At 43.5% G+C, this 25028-nt stretch carries 30 protein-coding genes and 1 riboswitch; of the genes, 11 read left to right on the forward strand and 19 right to left on the reverse strand.

The features are described from left to right. Positions 1-24: 24 nt before the first annotated feature. Complete coding sequence (locus MKY34_RS01330) at positions 25-1317, reverse strand: O-acetylhomoserine aminocarboxypropyltransferase/cysteine synthase family protein (protein WP_342513464.1); 1293 nt, start codon at positions 1315-1317, stop codon at positions 25-27. Between the two features lie 118 nt (positions 1318-1435). Further along, a riboswitch (SAM riboswitch) is annotated at positions 1436-1551 on the reverse strand. Between the two features lie 146 nt (positions 1552-1697). On the opposite strand from MKY34_RS01330, the gene MKY34_RS01335 reads away from it, so the two are divergent. Further along, positions 1698-2333 (forward strand): glycerol-3-phosphate acyltransferase, encoded by a 636-nt coding sequence (locus MKY34_RS01335; RefSeq protein WP_342513465.1) that lies wholly within the window; start codon positions 1698-1700, stop codon positions 2331-2333. Between the two features lie 41 nt (positions 2334-2374). Here the strand turns inward: MKY34_RS01335 and MKY34_RS01340 are convergent, their stop codons facing one another. The 7 genes from MKY34_RS01340 to MKY34_RS01370 all read right to left on the reverse strand — a co-directional run bounded on the left by MKY34_RS01340 (position 2375) and on the right by MKY34_RS01370 (position 6383). Then, positions 2375-3148: a sulfite exporter TauE/SafE family protein gene (locus MKY34_RS01340; RefSeq protein WP_342513466.1), complete on the reverse strand. Its 774-nt coding sequence runs from the start codon at positions 3146-3148 to the stop codon at positions 2375-2377. A 63-nt stretch (positions 3149-3211) separates the two neighbouring features. Further along, positions 3212-3439 carry a sulfurtransferase TusA family protein gene (locus MKY34_RS01345; RefSeq protein WP_342513467.1) on the reverse strand — a complete coding sequence of 76 codons (228 nt, stop codon included), beginning with the start codon at positions 3437-3439 and terminating at the stop codon, positions 3212-3214. Positions 3440-3481: 42 nt separating this feature from the next. Then, complete coding sequence (locus MKY34_RS01350; protein ID WP_342513468.1) at positions 3482-4609, reverse strand: MBL fold metallo-hydrolase; 1128 nt, start codon at positions 4607-4609, stop codon at positions 3482-3484. 28 nt (positions 4610-4637) lie between these two features. Next, entirely contained in the window at positions 4638-5204 is a 567-nt protein-coding gene (locus MKY34_RS01355; protein WP_342513469.1) for a sulfurtransferase TusA family protein, read from the reverse strand. A gap of 57 nt (positions 5205-5261) precedes the next feature. Next, positions 5262-5558, reverse strand: a complete 297-nt coding sequence (locus MKY34_RS01360) for a rhodanese-like domain-containing protein (RefSeq protein WP_342513470.1) — start codon at positions 5556-5558, stop codon at positions 5262-5264. A 14-nt stretch (positions 5559-5572) separates the two neighbouring features. Then, complete coding sequence (locus tag MKY34_RS01365; RefSeq protein ID WP_342513471.1) at positions 5573-6052, reverse strand: DsrE/DsrF/DrsH-like family protein; 480 nt, start codon at positions 6050-6052, stop codon at positions 5573-5575. Positions 6053-6119: 67 nt separating this feature from the next. Further along, a complete protein-coding gene (locus MKY34_RS01370) occupies positions 6120-6383 on the reverse strand; it encodes a metal-sensitive transcriptional regulator (RefSeq protein ID WP_342513472.1) in 264 nt (87 codons plus the stop codon). A gap of 295 nt (positions 6384-6678) precedes the next feature. On the opposite strand from MKY34_RS01370, the gene MKY34_RS01375 reads away from it, so the two are divergent. Next, entirely contained in the window at positions 6679-6900 is a 222-nt protein-coding gene (locus tag MKY34_RS01375; RefSeq protein WP_342513473.1) for a DUF2187 family protein, read from the forward strand. Positions 6901-7005: 105 nt separating this feature from the next. Here the strand turns inward: MKY34_RS01375 and MKY34_RS01380 are convergent, their stop codons facing one another. Next, on the reverse strand, positions 7006-7917 hold the full coding sequence (locus tag MKY34_RS01380) for a LysR family transcriptional regulator (protein ID WP_342513474.1): 912 nt from the start codon (positions 7915-7917) through the stop codon (positions 7006-7008). 165 nt (positions 7918-8082) lie between these two features. Between MKY34_RS01380 and MKY34_RS01385 the strand changes: the two genes are divergently transcribed. The 5 genes from MKY34_RS01385 (at position 8083) to MKY34_RS01405 (ending at position 13731) form a co-directional block, all read left to right on the forward strand. Further along, entirely contained in the window at positions 8083-9099 is a 1017-nt protein-coding gene (locus tag MKY34_RS01385; RefSeq protein ID WP_342515158.1) for a YeiH family protein, read from the forward strand. A gap of 113 nt (positions 9100-9212) precedes the next feature. Further along, a complete protein-coding gene (locus MKY34_RS01390) occupies positions 9213-9875 on the forward strand; it encodes a lysoplasmalogenase (RefSeq protein ID WP_342513475.1) in 663 nt (220 codons plus the stop codon). A 37-nt stretch (positions 9876-9912) separates the two neighbouring features. Then, positions 9913-11139 (forward strand): peptidase T, encoded by a 1227-nt coding sequence (gene pepT, locus MKY34_RS01395; RefSeq protein WP_342513476.1) that lies wholly within the window; start codon positions 9913-9915, stop codon positions 11137-11139. 145 nt (positions 11140-11284) lie between these two features. After that, a complete protein-coding gene (locus MKY34_RS01400) occupies positions 11285-12250 on the forward strand; it encodes a multidrug resistance efflux transporter family protein (protein ID WP_342513477.1) in 966 nt (321 codons plus the stop codon). A 137-nt stretch (positions 12251-12387) separates the two neighbouring features. Beyond that, the gene (locus MKY34_RS01405; RefSeq protein ID WP_342513478.1) at positions 12388-13731 is read left to right on the forward strand and encodes a serine hydroxymethyltransferase; all 1344 of its coding nucleotides are present in this window, start codon (positions 12388-12390) and stop codon (positions 13729-13731) included. Positions 13732-13790: 59 nt separating this feature from the next. On the opposite strand, the gene MKY34_RS01410 is transcribed toward MKY34_RS01405, so the two are convergent. The 5 genes from MKY34_RS01410 to MKY34_RS01430 form a co-directional block, all read right to left on the reverse strand. After that, a complete protein-coding gene (locus MKY34_RS01410; RefSeq protein WP_342513479.1) occupies positions 13791-14450 on the reverse strand; it encodes a GntR family transcriptional regulator in 660 nt (219 codons plus the stop codon). 116 nt (positions 14451-14566) lie between these two features. Continuing rightward, the gene (locus tag MKY34_RS01415; RefSeq protein WP_342515159.1) at positions 14567-15652 is read right to left on the reverse strand and encodes an ABC transporter substrate-binding protein; all 1086 of its coding nucleotides are present in this window, start codon (positions 15650-15652) and stop codon (positions 14567-14569) included. Between the two features lie 26 nt (positions 15653-15678). Then, positions 15679-16467, reverse strand: a complete 789-nt coding sequence (locus tag MKY34_RS01420; RefSeq protein WP_342513480.1) for an ABC transporter ATP-binding protein — start codon at positions 16465-16467, stop codon at positions 15679-15681. 4 nt (positions 16468-16471) lie between these two features. Next, positions 16472-17293 carry an ABC transporter permease gene (locus MKY34_RS01425; RefSeq protein WP_342513481.1) on the reverse strand — a complete coding sequence of 274 codons (822 nt, stop codon included), beginning with the start codon at positions 17291-17293 and terminating at the stop codon, positions 16472-16474. Between the two features lie 156 nt (positions 17294-17449). Continuing rightward, positions 17450-18316 (reverse strand): LysR family transcriptional regulator, encoded by an 867-nt coding sequence (locus MKY34_RS01430; RefSeq protein WP_342513482.1) that lies wholly within the window; start codon positions 18314-18316, stop codon positions 17450-17452. A 120-nt stretch (positions 18317-18436) separates the two neighbouring features. On the opposite strand from MKY34_RS01430, the gene MKY34_RS01435 reads away from it, so the two are divergent. Further along, a complete protein-coding gene (locus tag MKY34_RS01435; protein ID WP_342513483.1) occupies positions 18437-19213 on the forward strand; it encodes a methyltransferase domain-containing protein in 777 nt (258 codons plus the stop codon). A gap of 31 nt (positions 19214-19244) precedes the next feature. On the opposite strand, the gene MKY34_RS01440 is transcribed toward MKY34_RS01435, so the two are convergent. Further along, entirely contained in the window at positions 19245-19598 is a 354-nt protein-coding gene (locus MKY34_RS01440; RefSeq protein ID WP_342513484.1) for a rhodanese-like domain-containing protein, read from the reverse strand. 165 nt (positions 19599-19763) lie between these two features. On the opposite strand from MKY34_RS01440, the gene MKY34_RS01445 reads away from it, so the two are divergent. After that, entirely contained in the window at positions 19764-20075 is a 312-nt protein-coding gene (locus tag MKY34_RS01445; RefSeq protein ID WP_342513485.1) for a DUF3784 domain-containing protein, read from the forward strand. Between the two features lie 66 nt (positions 20076-20141). On the opposite strand, the gene MKY34_RS01450 is transcribed toward MKY34_RS01445, so the two are convergent. Next, on the reverse strand, positions 20142-20489 hold the full coding sequence (locus MKY34_RS01450; RefSeq protein WP_342513486.1) for a hypothetical protein: 348 nt from the start codon (positions 20487-20489) through the stop codon (positions 20142-20144). A gap of 90 nt (positions 20490-20579) precedes the next feature. Beyond that, positions 20580-21851 carry an acetyl-CoA hydrolase/transferase C-terminal domain-containing protein gene (locus MKY34_RS01455; protein ID WP_342513487.1) on the reverse strand — a complete coding sequence of 424 codons (1272 nt, stop codon included), beginning with the start codon at positions 21849-21851 and terminating at the stop codon, positions 20580-20582. 32 nt (positions 21852-21883) lie between these two features. On the opposite strand from MKY34_RS01455, the gene MKY34_RS01460 reads away from it, so the two are divergent. Then, on the forward strand, positions 21884-22663 hold the full coding sequence (locus MKY34_RS01460) for a hypothetical protein (protein WP_342513488.1): 780 nt from the start codon (positions 21884-21886) through the stop codon (positions 22661-22663). A gap of 2 nt (positions 22664-22665) precedes the next feature. On the opposite strand, the gene MKY34_RS01465 is transcribed toward MKY34_RS01460, so the two are convergent. Further along, complete coding sequence (locus MKY34_RS01465; RefSeq protein WP_342513489.1) at positions 22666-22944, reverse strand: hypothetical protein; 279 nt, start codon at positions 22942-22944, stop codon at positions 22666-22668. Between the two features lie 81 nt (positions 22945-23025). Between MKY34_RS01465 and MKY34_RS01470 the strand changes: the two genes are divergently transcribed. Further along, positions 23026-23355: a CHY zinc finger protein gene (locus MKY34_RS01470; RefSeq protein WP_342513490.1), complete on the forward strand. Its 330-nt coding sequence runs from the start codon at positions 23026-23028 to the stop codon at positions 23353-23355. Between the two features lie 211 nt (positions 23356-23566). On the opposite strand, the gene MKY34_RS01475 is transcribed toward MKY34_RS01470, so the two are convergent. Beyond that, positions 23567-24646: an AI-2E family transporter gene (locus MKY34_RS01475; RefSeq protein ID WP_342513491.1), complete on the reverse strand. Its 1080-nt coding sequence runs from the start codon at positions 24644-24646 to the stop codon at positions 23567-23569. Between the last annotated feature and the right edge of the window lie 382 nt (positions 24647-25028).

Here is a 25028-nt window from a genome sequence, read left to right on the forward strand (position 1 = left end):
CACACCCCTTCTAGTTTTCTACTATTAGTTAGTCGTAACAGGAACTGCTTTTTCAATTGCTTGTGCAAGGTCTGCCAGTATATCTTCTATTGATTCCAATCCGACTGATAGGCGAATCAATTCCTCTGTTACACCTGATTTTATCAAGTCTTCAGCTGATAGTTGCTGATGCGTTGTGGAAGCCGGGTGGATGATCAATGATTTTGCATCCCCAACGTTCGCTACATGCGACCAAATCTTCACATTATCAATCACCTGACGGCCTGCATCTCGACCGCCTTTAATGCCGAAGACAATAATCGAACCAAAGCCATTTTTCAAATACTTTTTCGCATTGTCTGCAGATGGATGATCTTCAAGACCTGCATACGTTACCCACTCAACAGATGGATGTGCTTGTAAGTACTCTGCCACTTTACGCGCATTGTCGTTATGCTTTTCGATACGTAAGTGAAGCGTTTCAAGACCTTGTAAAAGCGCAAACGCATTATCCGGACTCAAGCATGGACCAAAATCACGCAATGCTTGCACGCGAAGCTTTGTAGCGAATGCCGCCCCTGCTGCGTCGATGCCATAGCGAATGCCATGATATGTTTCGTCAGGCTCAGTAAAGCCTGGGAAACGTCCTTGTGTCCAGTCGAATGTGCCAGCATCCACTGCAACACCACCGATCGATGTACCATGTCCACCAATCCATTTTGTTGCGGAATGGATAACTACATCCGCCCCGTATTCAATCGGATTCAAGCCATATGGTGAAGGGAATGTATTGTCTACAAGTAATGGAAGTCCGTTTTCATGTGCAATGTTCGCAACAGCCTCAACATCGAGCACATGAAGGCTTGGGTTGCCGATTGTTTCAGCGAAAAGTGCTTTTGTTTTATCTGTGATCGCTGCACGGAAGTTTTCTGGATCCGTCGCATCTACAAATTTCACCGTAATACCGTAGCGTGGAAGTGACACAGCGAATAGATTATAAGTACCGCCATATAAGTTACTTGCCGCAACGATTTCATCGCCCGCACCTGCAATATTTAATATTGAGAAAGCAATAGCCGCCATTCCTGAAGATAATGCAACAGCTGCCGTTCCGCCTTCTAGTAAAGCCACGCGCTTTTCAAAAACATCGACTGTCGGGTTCATAATGCGCGTATAAATATTGCCCGGTTCTTTCAAAGCAAATAGATTTTGTGCATGCTCTGTATCACGAAACACGTAAGAAGTCGTTCTATGAATTGGCAATGCACGCGATCCCGTCACCGGGTCTGGTTCTTGGCCACCATGTAGTAAAAGCGTTTCAGGTTGAAGTTTTGTCATTGTCATTACCTCCAGTAGTTTTTTAGACGGATATGCTGCATAAAAGAGTTTGATGTTTTGAAAAATCAAAAATCCCCTCTTCCGATTAAGAAGAGGGGTATGCTTTCGCTCATTCCTCCTCTTATCTTTCAGACCGTTTACACGAATCTGTAGGAAGTAGCACCTGTGCAAGTTCATCACTTGCCGGTTGCCGGGCATCGTAGGGCCTAGTCCCTCCGCCGCTCTTGATAAGAGTATTGGTTCATTCAGTTTTCCATCTTGTGAAACAGTATAGAGGATGTTTCAATCGAAAGTCAAGTGCTTATTTAGAAAAAGTTCTGAAACTTGCAATTGTCTGGAATGTTATAATTCTCTTATCAGCTTATATTAGGGGGATTCTTATGGGGTTGTGGATTGTAGGTGTACTTATTTTTGGCTATGCGGTTGGATGCTTGCATGGATCCATTGTTGCACAGAAGATTTCTGGCGTTAATTTGAAAGAAACAGGTGTTAAAAACGCCGGCGCTTCCAATGCAACGATTGTTCTCGGGAAGAAGTTTGGAGCACTCGTAGCGGCCATTGATATCGGAAAAGGTGCTGCCACCGTGTTACTGGTACGATTTTTTGCTATAACTATGCAAGTACCAACAGACATCATGCCATTGCTGTTATTTTTAGCTGGTGCCGCGGCAGTCATCGGACATAATTTTCCGTTTTATATGCAGTTCAATGGGGGCAAAGGAACCGCTACCGTCATCGGTGTGCTTCTCGCACTTGACTGGCGATTCGGGCTCATCGGACTTGGCTTACTCATCCTTATAGCGCTCGTAACAGACTTCCTTGTATTTGGCGTGTTGATGCTATATGTGACACTCATTGCGGCCGCGATTTGGGCAGATGACTATTGGCCGATTATGGTAGCCTTGTTGCTGTTTATAATGGCAATTTGGAAACATATTGAAAACTTTGAGCGGATGAAAGCGCGCACTGAGAAGCGTGTTTCAGCTGTATTTAAACGGAAACAGGCAAAAAACTGAGAACTTCAAGCCTGGGTTCTCAGTTTTTTTGTCATCACCTGTCACATATCCATCCATATCTTAATAGCCGTCCCCAAAATAAGAACTGCCAGCAACCACTGCAATACTTTTGTATTCATCTTTTGACCGACTTTGGCTCCGAGTGGTGCCGCTATTATACTCGCAATAATCATAATCGCGGCTGGCCCATATAACACTTGGTCAGTTGTAATCTTGCCTATCGTCGTCCCAATCGAAGAGATGAATGTAATCGCTAGTGACGTTGCAATCGTCATACGTGTTGGAATTTTCAAGACGACCAACATGATGGGTACGAGTATAAAAGCACCTGCCGCCCCAACAATTCCAGCTGCGATTCCAACGATAAACGCCAGGACTGCCGCTAACCACTTATTAAATGTCACTTGATCGATTGGTAAATCATCCAACCCTTTTTTCGGCACAAACATCATCACTGCAGCAATAGTCGCCAAAATTCCATAGACCAGATTGATGGATCCTTCAGACAATAAATTAGACCCATAGCCCCCGATAAAACTCCCAAGTAAAATGCTTGCACCCATGTACAAGACAAGCGTTTTATTAATATAACCACTTTTACGATATGCCCACACACCCGAGATCGTGGCAAAAAACACTTGAATGGCACTGATTCCCGATACCTCATGCGCTGTAAAAGCCGTCAGACCAAGAAGCGGTGGAATATAGAGCAACATTGGATATTTAATAATCGAGCCACCAATGCCGACCATTCCCGAAATAAACGAGCCGATAAAGCCGATGAAAAATAGTGTGATGATCAATGAAACATCCATCACGTAAACCTCCTTTCCAAAAAGAAAAGGGATCTTTCATGCAGATCCCTTTTCGTATAAGCATTAACCTTTTTTAATGATAAACGTAAAGACGCCAGCCTCTTCTGTATGCTCCATCAAGTCATGGCCGCCTGATTTTGACCATGCGGCTAAATCTGCCACAGACCCTTTGTCCGTCGCCTGAATTTCTAGTATCTCCCCTGCCGCCATTTCCTTCATCACTTTTCTTGCACGTACTACTGGCATTGGGCATGCCAATCCTTTTGCGTCTAACACCTTATCTGCATTCATTAAAATCGCTCCTCTTTTCATTATTTTTTTATATATTTCCACTTATCGAACCGCACAACGATTCGGTCCGATTTCCATCTCACGTTGTGTTTCTTCATCAGGGTTTATTTTCCCCATATTTGTTTCACGGATTTCTTGGTAAGCGTTTGGCTGAGGCGGTAAATTCCCTGTCACCAACTGCCTAAATTTCGCTTCATCCTCAATATTTAGCCCATGATTTTGGGCAAATAGCTTACCCAATTTCTCAGATACACTGCCGTCTTCATTCAACTCTTCAATAATCATAAAATGTGCTGGCAAAACGACTAATTCCTCAGATAGTAGCTTGTAGCGCGTGTATAATGATTCGCGTAAATCACCTACCCAATCTTCCGCAAGGCCCGCAAGATCCGGACGCCCAATGGAATCGATGAACAGAATATCACCAGATAGTAAATACGCATCGTCCACAATGAATGACGTCGAACCAATCGTATGTCCCGGGGAGTACAACGCTTGTATTGTAATGGTCGTATCACCAATTGTTAACGTACGGCCATCTTCCAGCGCTTCATAGGCAAACGTTACTTCCTCGGCATCTTTCGGTGGCAACCAATACATGCCATTGACCGCTTCTGCAATTTTACGCCCACCGGAAATATGATCCGCATGTAAATGCGTATCGAGCACATGCGTAATACGCACATTCAAATCACGCGCAAAGTCGATAAAGACATCTGTCATTCGCGTAGCGTCAACAATCGCCGCCTCACCACCCGACACGATCATATAGGACAAGCACCCTTTGCCAATTCGGACAAACTGGTACAGTTCCCCTCCATTTTTCAAGTCAGCAATTTTTACCGGTTCCAAATGTTCGCTCCACGCTTTCATACCACCCGCCAAATAATGCACAGCGCGCCCTTCTTCTGCAAGCATTTCCGCTACCATAATCGAAGAACCTTCTTTCGCACAAACCACAACAATCTCTTGGTCTGTTGGTAGCTCGTCCATGATTTCCTCAACCCCATCGAGCAAATTAAAATATGGGATATTGAGATACTGAATGTTTTCCCCTTCAATTTTCCAATCTGCAAACGCGTCCGCATTACGCACATCTAAGATGAAAAACGGTTGTTTACTCACTACTTTTTTAGCAATCTCACTTGCAGTCATTGGTGTTACCTTCATTTTTATACCCCCTACAGTACTTTTTTGATTACATAGATCTTTCAGTTGGTCCATTCCACTCGCTCATACCCGGTACAACATTTTTCACATTTGTAAATCCAGCCGCCGCTAACTTTTGCGATGCAATATCACTGCGATTCCCCGTGCGACATACGACATAAACGGCGCTTTCTTTATCCAAACTTGCTAACCCACTTTCAAAGTCACCAAGCGGCAATGACCTCGCGCCTGGAATGTGACCAAATGCATACTCCGCTGACTCGCGGACATCCAAAATAAGTGCATCCGCATGATCCGCCACAATTGCTTGTAGTTCTTCGTTGGAAACGACATGTGGATGCTGCTTCTCAACTTGCTCTTCGCCACCTGATTTACGAACATAATGTTTCAGTAATCCATTTTCTTCTGTCGTGCCTAAATACTGATGCCCTATGCCTTCAGCCCATGCTTTTAAGTCCGCTGTAGAGCCTTTGTCCGTCGCTTGCACTTCCAACACTTTCCCTGGTTCTAACTCTTTCATCACTTTTCTCGTTTTAACAATCGGCATTGGACAAGCCAACCCTTGTGCATCAAGCACGAAATCTGTTTGAATCATATCCTCTTCTCCTTTACACATGCCCGTATAGGTATATTAGATTTCAAAAAAATATACTTATTCAATTGGTCCTTGCCACGCTAGCATACCGCCCGCCATATTCACTACCTTAAAGCCATGACTTGCTAGTAATTGTGTCGCTTTTCCACTCCGACCACCTGAACGACATACCATTGTATACTCCATTTCTTTATCCAACTCATGCATCCGAAACTCCAATAATCCGAGTGGAATATGCATAGCTCCGGGTATTTTGCCTTCTTTCACTTCATCCGTCTCACGCACATCAATTAAATGCACAGTTCCGCTGCCCTTTAACATCGCTTCGACTGCTACTGTTGTTGTTTCTTTCATCCTATTCCCTCCATTTAAATAAACAAATTCACATTGCCATCTTGCGCATCCCCAAGATACGCCGCCACGCCTGCATACTCAATCCCATCCATCAATTCTTCCTGCTGCAGTCCAAGAAGATCCATCGTCATTGTACAAGCAACGAGCTTAATGTCTTGTTCCTCCGCCATTTCTATTAACTGTGGAAGTGTCATCGCATTATGCTTTTTAATAACATGCTTAATCATTTTAGGCCCCATACCTGCGAAGTTCATCTTGGAAATGCCCATCTTATCTGCACCACGGGGCATCATTTTGCCAAACATCTTTTCCAATAAACCTTTCTTCGTCGGAATCAATTCCTCTTTCCGCAAAGCGTTCAATCCCCAAAACGTGTGAAAAATCGTTACTTCATGGTCATACGCCGCCGCACCGTTTGCAATTATATACGCCGCCATTGCTTTATCATAATCGCCACTGAATAACACAATGGTCGTTTTTTTCGTTTCAGCCAATTAAATCTCCCTCTCCCGATTACCCATAGGGGTATGTGTTTTATTAAAAAGAAAAGAGCGCACTATTTCAGCGACTCTTAACCAATAGGTCTACTGCTTCTTTCACGATATCCTCTTGTGTTCTTGGATCACTATCATCTAACTGTTGAATACAGTCAATCAGATTAGAGCTGACAATCACACCAATCGTTCGATCAATCGCTGACCTTGAAGCAGATAGTTGTGTAATGACATCTTTACAGTCTTTACCGTCTTCCATCATCTTCAAAATGCCCTTGATTTGGCCTTCAATACGCTTCAGTCTGTTTTTTACTTTATCATCATACTCCACGCATATCGCTCCTTTCTTTTTACTTCATGCTTCGATAATATACCCTCGTAGGTATATATGCAATGAATATGCTTACAGCAAACTGTATGTTTACAAAGCTAAACTAGAAACACTCAAAAAGCAACTAGATTCGACATTCCCGCAAGTTTCGTAAAAATATGGTATACTTACAAGTAGACAACTTGTGATAGATCTTTTTCGTTAAGTTGTTTTCCGTCTTTTTCCTCGCTTAGGATGTTACCTAGGCATTTTTTATTGGGGATGAAGATGAGAATACACAAGAGGGGGAATTCGAATGGCTTTTCCACGTAAAGAAAAAGAAGTATCGGATTTTGTAGCCGAACGTAAAATCGATGAAAAGATTTCATTTGTCCGCAATGAGTATGAAGTAAACGGAACGATTGTTAAAATTCTCGAAAACTCTGTGATCGTAGAGATTTCATCGAAGGACGCCGAACGTATTGGTGCTGCGTCCAACCTTACTGTTGTTGCACATAAGAACTATTCAGTAGTCTGATAAATAAATGAAAAAGGCATCTGCACAAAAAGTGCGATGCCTTTTTTCTATGCCTTCTTCGATAGTAGACTAGAGTGCCTCATCCCTTCACTTCGGGAGGACACGCTAGTTTTTCTCTTTTTCCATTATCGTCGATAACGTATGGTGTTCTTTCAATAGATTGATAAACACCTCTAATGCTTTTGTTTTGAATGAAGTCCTTAAAATAATCGAGAATTTCCGTTTATACGGAGCGCCTTTTACGGGTACGATTTTCAATCGTCCCATAGAGACTTCCCTGCGGATAGCAAATTGGGACAAAAATGTAATACCCAGGCCAGATTCGACCGATTCTTTTATAAGTTGGGTGCTGCCAAATTCCATGATGTCGTTCGGAGCAATGGACATCGCGTGAAAGATTCTTTCTGTGGCTTCTCTCGTTCCAGAGCCCAATTCACGAACAATCCACGCTTCTTTTTCGAGTTCAGAAACGTTCACCTCACAGTCCTGCTGCGTGAAACGGTGATGAGATGAGGCTACGACAAACATCGTATCTTCTGCAAATGCGTCGATGGAAAGATGAGCATTTTTAAAATCTCCCTCGATAATGCCGACGTCTAATTGATGTCCAACAACTAACTTTGCAATTTCTTTTGTATTTCCAATTACGATACGAGGTTTTATGAGCGGAAATTGTTCACGCAATCTAGCAATAAAATGAGGCAGAACATATTCCCCGAACGTGTAACTCGCCCCAATCGATAGCGGCCCGCTTGCCCGGTTGGACAAGTCATCCATCAAGCTTTGCATTTTCGTATAAAGTCCTACGATTTCTTTTGCATGATAATAAACAATCTCCCCGGCTTTATTCAAGCGCACATATTTATTGCTTCGATCAAGTAACTTCCCTCCGTATGCTTGTTCCAATAATTTGATGTACTGGCTTACCGCTGGCTGCGTCATATGCAACGCCTCCGCCGCTCGAGAAAAACTCCCTTTTTCCACAACCGTGACAAATACGTGTAAATGTTGATCCATTAGGACGCCCCCATTTATAAGTAAATACTTATCATGACTATCATATATACTAATTTTACTTATCGTCAAACAAGGAATATGGTAAGGGTATAGAACATTTTTGGAGGTGTTAACGTGGAGACAGAAAAAACGCAAGATGCTGTGCAGACGGAACACAAAAAGCCAATTGAACCGACAAAATGGCGACGTCCCTCCTTTTCCTGGTCCTGGCTAGGCGGAGTTGCTTTCACCTTTTTAATCGCACTACTTGGCTACTTACTAGCGAAAGTACCCGGTTTTGACCATGTCGGCCTGCTAGCCTGTGCCATTATACTAGCGGTAATCTATCGGCAATTTTTCGGTTATCCGGAGATGATTCAATCAGGTATCACTTTTTCATCTAAAAGACTCTTACGCTTCGCCATTATTTTATACGGGTTAAAATTAAATATCGATACGATCTTACACGATGGGCTTGGGTTGCTTATTCGTGACATCGGCGTCATCCTCTTCGCGATTCTTTTAACGATGTGGCTTGCTAAACTAATAAAAGCAGATCAAAATATTTCATTACTACTAGCCGTTGGTACCGGTGTTTGTGGAGCCGCTGCCATTGCTGCAATTGCCCCAATCGTCAAATCGAAAGATGAAGATACAGCGATTGGCGTCGGAATTATTGCGCTCGTCGGCACAGTTTTTGCAATTACCTATACAATTTTACGTCCCGTTTTACCCCTAACAGCCATCGATTATGGCATATGGTCCGGCATTAGCTTACATGAGATTGCTCATGTTGCCTTGGCGACAGCACCTGGCGGGGAAGACGCGCTCGCCGTCGGGTTACTCGCAAAACTCGGCCGCGTTTTTCTCCTCGTCCCTTTATGTTTTATTTTCATGTACTGGATGAAACGGAAAAGTGATGGGCAAGACGCTAGCGGAAATAAACTCGAATTCCCATGGTTCTTAATCGGTTTCATGCTAATGAGCCTTTTTGGCAGCTATGTCCTTGGACATTCTATTCCTGTTTCAGATGGGTTTCTTCAAGGCGTTTCTACGATGACGACTTGGTGTTTGACTGCGGCCATGGTCGGCCTAGGTCTGAATGTCAGCTTGCGTGCTCTTCGTACAAAAGCGTTAAAGCCTATGATTGCGATGCTCATTACTTCAATCTGCCTTAGCATTTTAGCGTATTTTATCGTGTAAATTCATTAGATTTTGTTTGGATACCTAGTGTTTCTTCAATCTAAACTATACGGCCAAAGAAGGGTTTCCATGCCCCTTTCCCGAAAATAACTAAGGGAAAGGGGCTTTTTTTAATGGTTCGAAAACTACTACTCACTGCAATCATCATGATGGGCATTATCTATATCTTCTTCATCCCCGCAGATCCGGTTAGCTTTAAGATTTTCATGAAGCTCATACCGATGGCACTAATTATCTTGTATGCGATGACGATGACGCCTGTATTTTCTCGTACATATAAACAGATTATCACTCTAGGACTCTTCGTCTGTATGATTGCCGATGGTGTCATCTATTGGTTTATGATGGGGCTTATTACTTTTTTCATCGGACATATTTTTTATATCGTTGGCTTTAGGCATATGGGACAAAAATCGGTGCCGGTATGGGCGGCTATTCCACTACTACTGTATGGAGCTGGTATGGCGGTTTGGATTGCCGGTTTACAGTTTGCGGCAGGTCAGCTCGTTCTTGGTATCGCCATTATCGCTTATATCGGCATTATTTTGACGATGGGCTGGATGGCCATTCGCACACGTATGAAGCTCGCAATCATCGGAGCATTGCTGTTCATGTTATCTGATTCAATCCTTGCCATTGATCGTTTTGTCTTTGCTCTCCCTTATCGAGACGCACTCGTCATGGTGTCCTATTACGCTGCGCAGACGCTCATCGCGGCGAGTATCGGTAGTCGTGTCGCCAAGTATTCCGTAAACCGGAACAATCTGATAAAATGAAGTCATCTTGACTTCATACTAGGAGGAATTTTTTGAAATGAAAGAGAAATTAATCGAGCGTCTTGTACGCTATGCAAAAATCGACACGGAATCCGACCCAAACGGAACGACAACACCTACAACGCCAGGCCAATGGGACTTGCTGCATGAATTGCAACAAGAACTTGCAACAATTGGCATGGAAGACATTACACTCGACGACAATGGCTATTTATTCGCGACGCTTCCTGCCAATACAGATCGTGATGTACCTGTTATTGGATTTCTTGCGCATGTTGACACGACGCCTGATTACACAGGAAATAACGTTCAGCCGCAGCGCATCGATAACTACGATGGCACAGATATCCAGCTGAATGCAGACATTACGATGACAGTAAACGATTTTCCATCTCTTCAAAACTATGTCGGTCACACGTTGATTACGACGGATGGTACAACATTGCTGGGTGCAGACGACAAAGCAGGTATTGCAGAAATTATGACGGCTATGGAATATTTACTTACCAATCCATCCATTAAACACGGTAAACTGCGTGTTGCCTTTACACCAGATGAAGAAATCGGGCGTGGCCCCCATAAGTTTGACGTTGCACAATTCGGCGCACAATTTGCCTACACAATGGACGGTGGCCCACTCGGAGAGCTGCAATATGAAAGCTTCAATGCAGCAGGCGCAAACGTAACATTCCGTGGTGTGAGTGTCCACCCTGGCACCGCCAAAGGGAAGATGGTCAACTCGATGATCGTGGCACATCAGTTCCAAGCTGCTATGCCTGCGGATGAGGTTCCTGAAAAAACGGATGGCTACGAGGGCTTTGTCCATCTCATGCACGTCAATGGCTCTATAGAAGACACTACACTTAGCTATATTATTCGTGATTTTGACCGCGAAGCCTTCGCAGCGCGAAAACAGCTCATGATTGATACTGCGGACAAGTTGAATAAGGAATACGGCGACAACACCGTAACCCTCACCATTGAAGACCAATATTTCAATATGGGCGAAAAAATTAGCCCTGTTATGGAAATTGTCGACATTATGGCTGATGCATACAAAAAACTCGACATTGAGCCAAATATTGTCCCGATTCGTGGAGGCACAGATGGTTCACAGCTGTCATATATGGGGATGCCAACGCCAAATATTTTCACAGGTGGGGAAAATTATCACGGCAAATATGAATACATTTCTGTCGACAATATGGAAAGAGCGACAAATGTCATCATTGAAGCTGTCAAATTGTTTGAAGAGCGTGCTTAAGAACAAAAGCGCAAGCACCTGTTCAGCCGCTTATGGTCCGAGCACCTAGATACTGGAGCCTAGACGGAGAATTTCCATATACTTACTTATCCACAGTGCAAGGGTTTTATAATTTCCTATACAACTAAATGAGGGAGAGAACGCTATGCGTGAAATTGGAATTGGTGTCCTCGCCTCTTTGTTTTTCGCAGTGACATTTATCTTAAATCGCACGATGGAATTATCGGGGGGAAGCTGGTTATGGAGCGCCTCCCTCCGCTATTTCTTTATGGTTCCATTCTTGATAATCATTGTGGCATATCGCAAAGGGCTTGGGGAAACAAAGAAAGAAATGGTGACAAATTCCGCACCATTTTTCATCTGGAGCGTGGTCGCTTTTGTGTTATTTTACGTACCGCTTACATATGCTGCGGCGTATAGCCCGGGGTGGCTACTCGCGGGCACATGGCAGTTAACGATTGTAGCGGGTGTGTTACTTGCACCGCTGTTTACAATCATCATTCAAACAAAATCTGGGGAACAAAAAGTCCGACAGAAAATTCCTGCCGTGTCACTTGGTATTTCATTAATTATTCTTGTTGGTGTGGTCTTGATTCAAATCCCACATGCACAAAGTGTGGATATGCAAACGTTATGGCTTGGTATTATTCCCGTTCTGATTGCAGCATTTGCGTATCCACTTGGCAATCGGAAGATGATGGAGTTGCTAGGCGGACGATTGGATACCTTCCAACGTGTTCTCGGTATGACACTGATGACAATGCCCATTTGGATTGGCGTAGCCATCTATGCGCTTGTAACAGTCGGTCCCCCTTCCATGAGTCAACTCGGCCAATCATTCATTGTCGCTATTAGCTCGGGTGTCATTGCTACAACACTATTTTTCATGGCAACTGACCTTGCACGAGACGACCAAGGGAAACTCGCTGCCGTCGAAGCAACGCAATCGACTGAACTCATTTTTGCGATGATTGGTGAAATGATCATTATCGGCATTGCCCTTCCAGGTCCTATCTCACTTGTCGGGATTGCGGTCATTATTGTCGGCATGGGCTTGCATAGTTTTCAGACAGCCCTTGGTAGAAAGAAACAACTAAAAATTCTACGATAATTGGTTGAAATCCTCTTTTGTTGGATGTTCTAAAAACTATTAATCTAATTATTCTTTCTTTTCAGTTGACCAATAATAGTAAAAGCGATATATTGGTTTATAAGTTCTAGATTAATTGAAAAGGGAGGATTCTGAACATGAACACAGCTACGTCCACAAAGCAAGGTTTCCAAGTACATGATGTCACTGCATTGAATAAGGCGAAAGAAATCATTGAAGGTAGCTCGTCCACTCGTCAAATACAACAAGAAGTTGTGGAGGCAGTGGAAAGGAACGCAGTTTGGCGAGGCGAAGAATGCTTAAATTTATTGGCACCCGAAGCCCCTACTAGTCAAACTGTGCGTAATTTACTAGCGACTGAAGTCGGAACACGTGCAGCAGAAGGTCATATCGGACCTGAACAGAGATGGTTTGCCGGTACAAAGCATATTGATGAAATTGAAGCACTATGTGTAGAGTTATTGAAAAAAGTCTTCAAATCGAATTATGCAGATCACCGTTTAGTGGCAAGTATGGTTGGCAATATGGCTGTTTACGCAGCTCTTACCGAACCTGGCGATCAAATTATGACCATTGCGCAGCCTTTAGGTGGACATTCCAGTAACCGACAGGATGGACCTGCTGGCATTCGTGGATTGAAAATTGCTGATGTTCCAATGGATGCAGAAGAACTCACCGTTGATTTAGAAGAATTTGAACGTGTCGCACGGGAGTTAAAACCGAAACTCGTCACGCTCGGGGCATCAATGACACTTTTCCCGTTCCCGATTAAAGAAATGGCCGAAATCGTAAAGGAGTGGGGCGGTAAAATTTTCTTCGACGGTGCCCATCAACTTGGCTTGATTGGTGGCGGACAATTTCAAGATCCATTACAAGAAGGCGCTAGTGTCATGACCGGGTCTGCCGGAAAAACGTTTAGCGGACCTCAAAGCGGTATTATTGTTTGGAATGATCCCGAACTAACAAAACCGCTAACAGATGCCATCTTCCCCGCTCTAGCTGCGACGCACCAAGTAAACCGAGTCGCTGCACTAGCCGCATCGACAGCTGAGTTTTTGGAATTCGGCGAGGAATACATGGCGCAAATTGTGAAAAATGCCAAGGCACTTGGTCAGGCGTTCCACGACCGTGGGATTACTGTACTCGGTGCGCATAAAGACTTCACGGAGACACACCAAGTGATTCTAGATGTGAAGGAATTTGGTGGTGGATTGCATGTCGCACACGAACTGGCAAAAGCAAATATTATTACGAATAAGAACCTAATTCCAAGTGATCGTCCTGAAGACTGGGACCGCCCAAGCGGACTACGAATCGGAACAATCGAGGTCACACGGTTAGGCATGAAAGAAAAAGATATGCGTACAATCGCAAACCTCATTGCGGACATTCTTATTTCGAAAAAAGATTTGAATGACGCAAAAAATGAAGCCATCGAGATGCGAAAATCATTCCAAACGCTCCACTATTGCTTTGACTAATTCCATATGAAAAGGCACCGCAACAGTTTACAATGTTGCGGTGCCTTTTTCGATACCTTTTACACACTTTCATCGGAAAGCAATCGGCCAAGTGTAAGCCAGTTCTCTTCAACCAGATGTGCTGCTTGCTCTTTGTCACCCTTTTTACAAATTGCAATAATGTCTCCATGCTGATTAATCGATGTGAGACTATCAACAGAATCGAATTTTTTAAATGTCAGACGATGAATTTTCGGGATGATTCTTTCGAGAGCTTTATCAATTTCGACATTGCCTGCCACTGCGAGGAACACTTGGTGGAATTGCTCATCTGCTTCAATCGCTTCGTTGCTATCTTTTCTTTCAAGTGCCTCTGCTAATACACGATTAATTTCTTCCAATCTCATAAAATCACGGTCAGTCATCTTCGGAACTGCCAATTTCGTCGCTAGTGCGTGAAGCGCAGCAACAACTGTAAATGCGTGTTTCGCCTCCTCTTCAACCAATTCCGTGACACGCGTGGAGGAACCGGGAAATGCCTCAACAAGTCCTTCATCTTCCAACCGTTTCAACGCTTCTCTGACGGGTGTCCTACTTACCGCAAATTGTTCCGCTAGCTTATTGTCATTCAATCGTTGACCAGGCTCCAGTTCCAAATTAACAATCGCATTTTTTAACGCTTCATATATTTGATCTTTTAATGTCGGTCGAATGATTTGTTTTATATTATTTTTCTCCATAAAACTAGTATATCGCATTTGAAATTGACTGACAAATTATGCTTATAATAAAGAAACATCCCCTATCGAAAATCCGATAAGAGGATGTTGGAACACTTATATCTTATCCACCCCACTCAATCCCGCTCATACGCCCCAATCTCCTTAATGGCCTTTTCCGTCATGGACGTATCAATCGCTTTATCAAAATCGATTTCTCCACGAATCGCACCGTTTGCTTTATAGGCATCGTACTGCTTTTTAATATCGTCGATGAACATTTTCCCATCTGGATCAAGCCCCGTCACATTCACTTTCTCCCACAGTGCCGGGTCTTTCAAGGCCGTATGCTTTGTCATAATATCGATGACTTCATCCTTGCCAATCCCTTTGATAAAGGCGTCGTTGTAATCACGGACACCTTTCAAGTAAGCAGCCATAAAGCGCAAGGACACGTCTTGTTCTTTCATCATAAAATCAGGTGAACCGAGTACAAGTGCAATTTGAGATTCTGGCGCATAATCCGTTGCATCGCCAAATCGTACATGGAATCCTTTGTCGACTCCTTGCGCAATGAGCGGCTCAATACTTAGCGCGGCGTCAATCGTTCCGGCATCAATCGCACCGAGCATACTGCCAAAATCGGACATGAGCACAAGTTCCACATCATCCTTTGTTAAACCTGCATGCGCAAGCATTTGCTCGAAAATGTATTCATCAATCGAATTATACGAGGATATCGCAATTTTCTTCCCTTTGAAGTCCGGATAATCTTTAATGACATCGACCATGTGATTACCTACGACAAACGTAAAATACGATTTGCCCGGCACATTATGCCCTTTATCTGCAATAATCTTCACGTCGATGCCTTGTGAAATCGCATTAAAAAACGATGCCGTTGACACGCCGCCTGCAATGTCAACTTCACCCGCCGCTAATGCTGGTAACATGTCATCACTGTTGGCAAACTGGGCAAACTCTACTTCAATGTTATAGTCCTCAAAATACCCTTTTTCTTTGGCAATATAAAACCCTGCGCCAGACGCCGCTCCATCTTCCGCAATGAAGACCTTTTCCCGCTTATCGAGTGGCGCCAAATCCCCTGAAGGATAATTCTCGGATGGCTTTCCTTCTGACACCGGCTTTTCAGCTTCTTTCGAAGTACAGGCTCCAAGCACTAACGCCAATGCCAGTACCCCCATCAACCAACCACTCTTCATCCATTTTGCCACGGAACCACTCCTTTTCATTTATCTTCCTGCCTAGACCGCTGCACTTCCTGCTGTAGATGTTGCCAAACTTCTACAAATTGTTCGGCCATCACTGGATTCCCGCGGATATCCTCCATTGTCCGCGGACGTGGCATATCGACTATAATTTCTCGAATGATTTTTCCCGGTTGAGAACTCATCAGCAAAATTCGGTCGCTCAACAACAACGCCTCATCGATACTATGGGTAATGAAAAGAACGGTCTTTCCCGTTTCTTCCCAAATCGACAGCAATTCCTCCTGCAAGATGAATTTGTTTTGTTCATCGAGTGCGGCGAATGGTTCATCCATCAGCAAAATTTCTGGATCATTGGCAAATGCCCGCGCGATACTCACGCGTTGCTTCATTCCCCCAGATAATTCTTTCGGATAAAGTGCAGCGAACTTTTCCAACCCAGTTTTCTTCAAATAATACGCCGTCCGCTCCTTTACAACTTCCTTCGGCATATGGCGCATTTTGAGACCAAATGCTACATTCTCCTCCACCGTCAACCAGGGGATAATGCCTCTTTCTTGGAACACCATCGACTGGAGCGGGCGTTCCTCCCCGTCCGTCGCAATCGTAAACTCGCCGATACTCGGATGCTCCAGACCCGCCAATATGCGCAAAAGTGTCGTCTTGCCACAACCACTTGGCCCGACAAGACAGACAAATTCTCCGTCTGTAATCGTCAAATCAATATCATCAAGTGCTGTGACACTCGCTTGTTTTTTATAAAATGCCTTTGTCAAATTGCGAATAATGATTTTGGCTTTCTTGCCCATCTGTTCACCTCCATGGCAACATCTTCTTTTGAATTCCTCGGAGCACTAGCGAAAACAGATAGCCAAAAAAGGATATAAGGATTAGCCCCACATACATTTCCGGGAGTAAAAATGCTTTGTAAGACGTCCAAATGAGATAACCAATTCCTGAAGTTGCCCCCATCATCTCCGCAGCAACAATGGTTAAAAGCGCTATCGCCTGCCCCATCTGGATCCCTTCCAGCATGACGGGCATAGCACCAGGCAAAGCAATTTTCAGGAAAAAGTTCACTCTTCCCGCCTCGTAATTTTTCGCCACATCCAAATAAATCGAATCAATATTAAGGACACCAGCAGCCGTATTAATGACAACTGGGAAAAAGACACTCCCTGCAATCGTCACGACTTTCGACAAATCTCCAATCCCGAAAAGAATGATAATGATCGGCAGCAAAGCAATTGTAGGAATTGGCATAAGTGCCATTACGATTGGCGACACGAAATGCCGGATTGGCGTATAAAGGCCCATCAGTAAACCAACGATGACGCCTGGTATAACCCCCAGCAAAAACCCGGCAAAAATCCGATACAGCGATATCCCAATATGTCCCGCCATCTCACCATTTGAGATCATCTCAACAAATGTCACCATAATCGTAGTAGGCGGTGGAAAAAAGCGGATATCAAGTATCCCCGTCCTCGACATAAACTCCCACAATAAAAGCAGGAACACTGGCGAGGCAATCGTCAGTAATTGTTTCAGCCGTTCCTTCGTTTGCCGTCGCTTCCATTCACGCTGTTCAATTTCAAACGGATCGTATCGAACAGCCGGCTCATCTCTTTTCACGTTCACCACCTCTTCACTTCAAGTGTATGTGTCTGCCTAAAAAAGTGTTTGGGCATATGTGGAGAAATCGTTTGTTATGCCCGTAAGAAAGACGACACAAAATCCACGAAGTAAAAACGCTTCGTGGATTTCCTATTTTGAACGGCTCTATGCATATTAATATTTTGCAATCTCATCCTTTAAAAACGTCGTAAATTCCCTCACCTCATGTGTCGCCACTTTTGTTACGACATATGTGAAAGATTTTGGTGGTAAAATTTTTTCCGACGTAATTTCTGAAATGCGTCCTACACGTAACTCCTCTTGCACCATTGTTCGTGGTAAATAGGAAACACCAAGTCCTTGCTCAATAAAGCGTTTAGTAATTTCAATTTGATTCACATTCATCGTACGTATCGTTGGATAATGTTGTTTAATATCATTCAACAGCTGATCCCAATAGTCCGGATGATTATGCGTGATTAACCTGTATTTCTGTAGGAGCTGCTCTTCATCACACGGACGTTCTACATAGGGTGCTACTAAGATAACAGGCTCTTCATGAACAATCTGGCGTTTAATATTTGTTTGACTCGGTTCAATCCTCGTCAATCCCAGATCTGCCCTACCTGCACTGACTTCCTCACCGATTTCATACGATTGCAGGATATTGATGAAAATCTCTATTTCAGGATGTTCATCCATAAAACTGCGCAAAATTGATGGCAGGATGGAAGAAGCAATTTGCGGTGCTGTTGCAATGACTAACTTACGCTTGTAGCCTTGTTTCCATGAGTCAAAGTCGCTAAGCCCCTGCTCATACTTCTCCAGGATTTCCTTTGCATGGGGCAGAAAATGATAGCCCGCCGATGATAAAAGGATTGTCTTCCCTACTCTTTCAAATAATTGTGCATTGAGATTTTCTTCAAGCCTTTGGATATGTTTTGTAACGGCAGGCTGTGTCAGAAACAGTTCTTCTGAAGCCTTGCGAAAGTTCTCATACTTAGCTGCCACAATAAAGGTTTGTAACCATTTGATATTCATTTAGACCTCCACTAATAACATTCCGTTATCAACTTTACTTATTTTTGTTATTTTTCATTATTTATATTCTCAAGTATAATTCAATTAACAGCAATGTGTAGATGAGAGGGGAAATGGACGATGGGACGCACGCAAACGCAAGACACTTGGAATGCCAATTTATATGATGCAAAACATGCATTTGTTTCGCAATACGGCAATCAGCTCTTGGATTTATTGGCCCCGAAAGCAGGCGAGAAAATTCTTGACCTTGGTTGTGGTACTGGGGATTTAGCAAAGAAATTATACGATGCTCAAGTAGATATTGTAGGTGCGGATCATTCGCCGAATATGGTAGCGCAAGCGAAAAAGAAGTATCCAGCTATTGAATTTGAAGTTCGAGATGCGACAGACTTAGGGTACACGAACGAATTTGATGCTGTTTTCTCGAACGCAACACTTCATTGGATCAAATCACCGAAACAAGCCCTCACCTGTATTTATCAAAGTTTACAGCAAAGTGGACGATTTGTGGCGGAGTTTGGTGGTAAAGAAAACGTTCAAGCGATTACAGACGGTATCATTCACCAAGTGAAGGAAGCAGGGTTTACTTACAACGACGAACAATTCCCTTGGTATTACCCGAGTATTGGCGAGTACGCGACTTTAATGGAAGAAGCGGGATTTAGAGTCACACTTGCCCAGCACTATGACAGACCGACGCCATTGGATGGGGAGAATGGCATGCGAAACTGGATTGACATGTTCTGTAGTGCCTTTTTCAAAGAGATTGCGGAAGATGAGAAGAAAGACCTTCTCTCAAAAATCGAGCATCATTTACGTCCTGTCCTATACAAGGAAGGCCGTTGGGTTGCGGATTATAAAAGAATTCGTGTCATTGGTGTGAAAGAAAAATGAGAGGAGGGGAAATCCCCTTCCTCTCATTTTTTCACCCACGCCAAGCGCTCATACCGCCTGTAACGTTCAAGACATTCGTAAATCCCGCCTTCTTCAAGATTTTCGCTGCCTGTGCACTGCGCATACCGCTCTGACAAATAACAATCGTTTCTTTCGATTTGTCTAAACTACCCAACTGTGATTTCACCGCATTCAGTGGGATATTTTTAAATTCTTTTAGATGACGCCCCTTATATTCACCCGGCGTTCGGACGTCGATAAACTGCTTGGATTTATCTTTCAACATACCTTTCAATTCCTCTGTTGAAATAGAACGTACCCCTTTCGCAGGCATCATCCGCCACACAAAAAATCCAACGATGAGTAAAATGAAAATCCATTCCATTGTGGTTTTCCCTCCAAACTTTCTTCATCTCAATATACCATCAGGGGTATACACTTACAATGAATGTGCTCTTTGAATCACAATCGGTGCCAAGAAATAAAACTTATCCTTCATTCAGAACGTATCAATAGAAAGTGACTATCGATTACTATTGGAGCTGATGTAATGTTCATAGCTGGATTTATGATTTGTCTTTTTGTCAGTATTCTTCTTTTCTTGTTTAGTTATGTAATTCGGAAGAAGAAAGATCTATCATTCATTGCAGGTTACGATGAAACGACATTCAAGGGAGATAAGAATAAGTTAGCAAAGGTAGTGGGTTCTTTTCTTCTGGTCAATGGTATCGTAACGCTTATTCTGCCATTTGCTTTGGTGTTTATAGGTTCATTCGCAGGCACATTATTCGGGATTATTATTACTGCAGGAGCGATTGGGTTAGTTGTGTATATAAATGTGATGAATAAAGAAGGGGAATAACCTAGGCTATGGCCATTGAAGTGGAATGTGCTTGGAAAACAATTCGGCATGCCAAGTTGTCCAATACTAATCACTCACCAAATGCATCGTGCTAGTTAAATCGAGCATAACGAACGACGGACCGTGCAATGCTGCTGGTGAACCGCGCATAACCAACGGCGGACCGCGCAATGCTGCTGGTGAACCGCGCATAACCAACGACAGACCGAGCAATGCTGCTAGTGAACCGCGCATAACCAACGACAGACCGCGTAATGTTGCTGGTGAACCGCGCATAACCAACGGCAGACTGCGCAATGCTGCTGGTGAACCGCGCATAACGAGTGACGGACCGTGCAATGCTGCTGGTGAACCGCGCATAACCAACGACAGACCGCGCAATGCTGCTGGTGAACCGCGCATAACGAATGACATTGTCAGGTACCATCGAAGTTGAATACGCTTGGAAGAAGTACAATCTAGTGTTAAAAAAACAGCGCCCCCCTAAAGGACGCTGTTTCACATTCAATACAATATGCCGTTTTTCTTCGCATCAAACAGCAACTCTTCTCGGAATGCTGGATGAGCGATGTTAATCAGTGCTTTTGCACGTTCAGCTAACGATTTTCCATAAAGGTGCGCAATACCGTACTCCGTGACAATGTGATCGACATCATTTTTCGATGTTGTGACGACAGATCCCGGTGACAATTGTAAGTTAATGCGTGAAATCGTGTCGTTTTTCACAGTCGAATGCATGCAGATGAAGCCTTTACCGTGTTTCGCAAAACGAGCCGCGCGTGCAAAGTCCGCTTGCCCGCCTGTTGACGAATAATAACGTCCACCAATCGTTTCAGACGCACATTGTCCATACAAATCGACTTCTGTCGTGGCATTAATCGAGACAATTTGTTGTTCTTTCGCGATTTCCCGAGGGTCATTGACGACACTCACCGGCAAAAATTCGACAGCAGGATTTTCATGGATGAAATCATACAAGCGTTGCGAACCATAAGCAAACGTTGCCACAATCTTCCCTTTTCGCGTAAATTTCCGCGTACCATCCACTGCACCCGCCGCCACCAAATCCACAATGCCATCTGTCAGCATCTCCGTGTGAATGCCAAGATGACGATGGTCCTTCAGCATACTCATTACCGCGTTTGGAATGGCACCAATTCCAATTTGCAGCGAAGCTCCGTTGTCAATTTCACTCGTCACAAATTCAGCGATCTGCATATCCTTCTCACCAATTGCTGGCGCAATCACTTCAGATAATGGCAGATCATTCTCGATATAACCTGCAATTTGACTAATATGAATCTGATTTTCCCCAAATGTGCGTGGCATATGCTTGTTCACTTCCAAAACAAACGGTACATGGCCAATGAATTCCGAAACATAATCCGCCTGTGTCCCCAATGAGAAATAGCCGTGCTCATCCATCGGTGAAGCGACAGACATAATCAACGACATTTTCGTCATTTGCCGCAACATATCCGGTACTTCATGGAAGACGTTCGGAACGAGTTCAACTTGCCCTTCATGATAAGCCTTGCGTGTCGCCCCACTTAAAAAATACGATACATGGGACAAATGCTCTTTCATGCGACCAGCAATATAGTCACGTTCACGTAGCGTTAACATCTGATGGATCTTCACACGCTCTAATTTCGTATGATTTTCTTCCAACAAATCCAACAAGCGATGTGGCTCCCCATTGGCAATCGGGACAATAATATCCGCCTCACGCTCAATCAAATCCATAATTTCTTCTATATGCAAACGTTTCGTCACGTAAAATTCCACTCCAATAGCGTTTAGATGCCTTGATTATACAACAGACTGAGCGCTCGCTCAACTTGTTGAAACAAGCAAAAACAGGATATAATGAAAGTATGAAAAATCTAACAACGGACCAACTCAGACAATTAAATATGTACAGCATCTATACGGAAAAGCCTGAACGACCATTATTCACATTGCAAACGTTACTCGATCCAAACGGCATAGCAGACACACTCAACATCATTCAAGCTGTGAGTGGCAGCCCAAACCAAACCGTCGCCGCTTCCTATTTCATGCGGCGTGTCGGCATGTTCGTCGCCATGCAGTTTTACAATCTAGCAGCCTATGATGAAGTATGGGATGGAGACCCAGATACTCTTCTTTTCGGCGCAATAGAAGAGTATGGCAAGCTGTCCGTTAGCACATTTGCCCGTGCAGAAGACTGGCGCCATGTAGAAGATGATGAACGTCAAGCCGTCATTCGACAAATATTAAGTGAGCAATGTAGCTCGGTGATTAAACAGCTACGTACCGTTTCCTCGGTTTCGCCACTGACACTTTGGGAAAATATTTTTGGCTTTCTCCTTTGGCAATACCACGTCCTACTATCCGATCCAAGTAGTGCCGACGAAGCCCGCGCCGATTTCGACATGCTGAAAGACGATGCACTTTGGGATGGTACCGCAACTCGCTCTTTATTCAGCACCTATTTAAAAGGATGCGAACCCTCAGCGCTCATTAACACTGAAGTACGCACGACATGTTGCTTCTCAAAAGACGTCCCCGGCCTCATGCAGTGTGGATTTTGCCCGCTGAAATAAAATTATCGCGCACGATACGATTTGTACCAAACCTTTAAAGAATAAATCGTCCCGCTCGCTGCACCGCCATAGAATAATCCCATGAAAATTCCTGCGGCCAAATTACCCGGATGACTAATAAAAATGGAGAGTAGTAGCCCAATCACTGTCGATGCAGTTGAAAACCAACTTTCAGGGAGCTTGAACAAAAAACGCAGTAAAAAAACGCCTAAGAGAATAACGGGAATCGCCCAAACCGCATCCCAAATGTTCGTATGAATAACGGGAAATTCAGTCCACATAACATCCACCCTTTTTCCGTTAGCTTTGCCAGTTAAGTAGTGATTTCATACATTTCTTTGTAGATGAAGGAGGCTAATCACATGCAACTAAAAGGTCACACCGTACGTGGTAAAGTCCTCGATGACGAAACACGCTGTGCTCATTATCATTCGGAAATCGATCGCATCGCCATTAAATTTTACTGCTGCAATACGTACTTCCCTTGCTATCAATGCCATGAAGAAGATGGTTGCGACAATCCTGCTGTCTGGCCTAAGGAGCAGTTCGATACAAAAGCTATTTTATGTGGCGGATGCGGGCATGAACTAACGATTATAGAGTACCTAGATTGTAAATCAGCCTGCCCCGAATGTTCAGTAGCGTTTAATCCAGGATGTAGTTTGCATCGGCATTTATATTTCGAGATATGAAAAGAAGCACATTCCACTGGGGAGTGTGCTTCTTTTATCAATTACGCCGGGGCGTAATTGCGTCCAGATTTTTTTCGAGCGAGCTCGAAAAAAATCTGTGACATCCGCCGGAGGCTTAGGCCTGCACGACGCAGGTCATGGAGGTGAGAGTTTTCTGTAGCTGACGCTCCGCTTTCAGTACAAAAAGATTTGCTGAATGAAGATAAAACCACTACACATTCTTCGTAGCAGCTAATTTAATTTCCTTCCGTCTTTCGTAAATGTTTTTCACAACGACTTTTCCAACTGCGTATACAGGAATCGACAACAGAATCCCAAGGAAACCTGCGATATTCCCTGCTGCCAAGATGACGGTAATAACCGTGAGCGGATGAATATCGAGTGTTTTCCCCATAATATTCGGCGTGATGAAATTACTATCCGTCTGCTGAGCCACAAGTGTAACTACGCAGACCCAAATCACCATTGTCGGATCTTGAAGGAATGCAATAATCAATGCTGGTGTAAAAGCAATCCATGGCCCAATGAACGGAATGACATTCATGAAAAACGCGAAAATCACCAGTAATAATGCATAGTCGAGGCCGATTAATATATAACCAATAAACATAATGATAGCTAATAAAAGGCTGATGAGTAACTGCCCCTGGATATATGTGCGCAGTACTGTATCAATGTCATGCAAAGTTTTCTTAATCCACTCTCGGCGTTTACCTGTAAAGAAGTTATAGATAAACGGCGCAAATTTTTCATGATCCTTCAATAAGAAAATGAAAAAGAAAGGGACCAGAATTAGGGTAAAAGCGGTTTGGAACACAGATTGGAAAAATTGTACGACGAGTTTCCCAAAAACCACGGCAATCGTTTGGATCGAATTGATGGCTTTGTCAATCATCTCGTTAAGTTGTGGTGGAAAATCTTCTCGATGTTGCAAAACATATTCCGTTTGAATGGTAATCTCTTTTGCAATATACGGTGCACTTTTCACTAATTTATTCACTTCATTTATAACCGGCGGGCCAATAATGGAGATGAAAATCCATACCACAGCCCCAACACAAAGGAGAACCGTCAAAATACTCCCCCAACGCGGCACTTTGCGCTTTTCAAGAAGTCGCTGTAATGGTTCCGTAATGTAAAACAGAACGCCTCCCAGTAACAATGGTACAAAAATCGCTTTTGCAATGATGAGTATTGGTGAAAATATTCCTTTGATTTCTAAGAAGAATTTCACAATTAGCAAAGCGAGTAAAATGCCAACACCCGTTTGAAACCATAATTTTTTCGTCACATAGCCCACTCCCTTTTAGCCCGATTACATTTTGTCTTATTGCTATTCAGTATACGTTGTTTTACGGACAAGGTCGAAGGAAGTTTCACATTTTTCATTTTGGGTATGGATTCAGATAAAAACTCTGCATTTATACACCTAACACGCACTTGTCCAAAATCAATATTGGGAGTATTTTTCTCAAGTAACTCTCACATGTATCCCCTTTCATCAAATAAAATAGCGTTATCGAAGTGCATATACATTTACAACAATTCACATTTAATAGTGGAGAATGGTCTCCAACGATGGAAGCGGTCGCAAAGACAGAGGTGGATGGGATTGAAGAAGGTGTAACATAAGTTGTATTGGAGATGTTAAAAGAAGGAGCTTCAATGTATTT

It is taken from the genome of Sporosarcina sp. FSL K6-1522, from assembly GCF_038622445.1.
Classification (GTDB): domain Bacteria; phylum Bacillota; class Bacilli; order Bacillales_A; family Planococcaceae; genus Sporosarcina.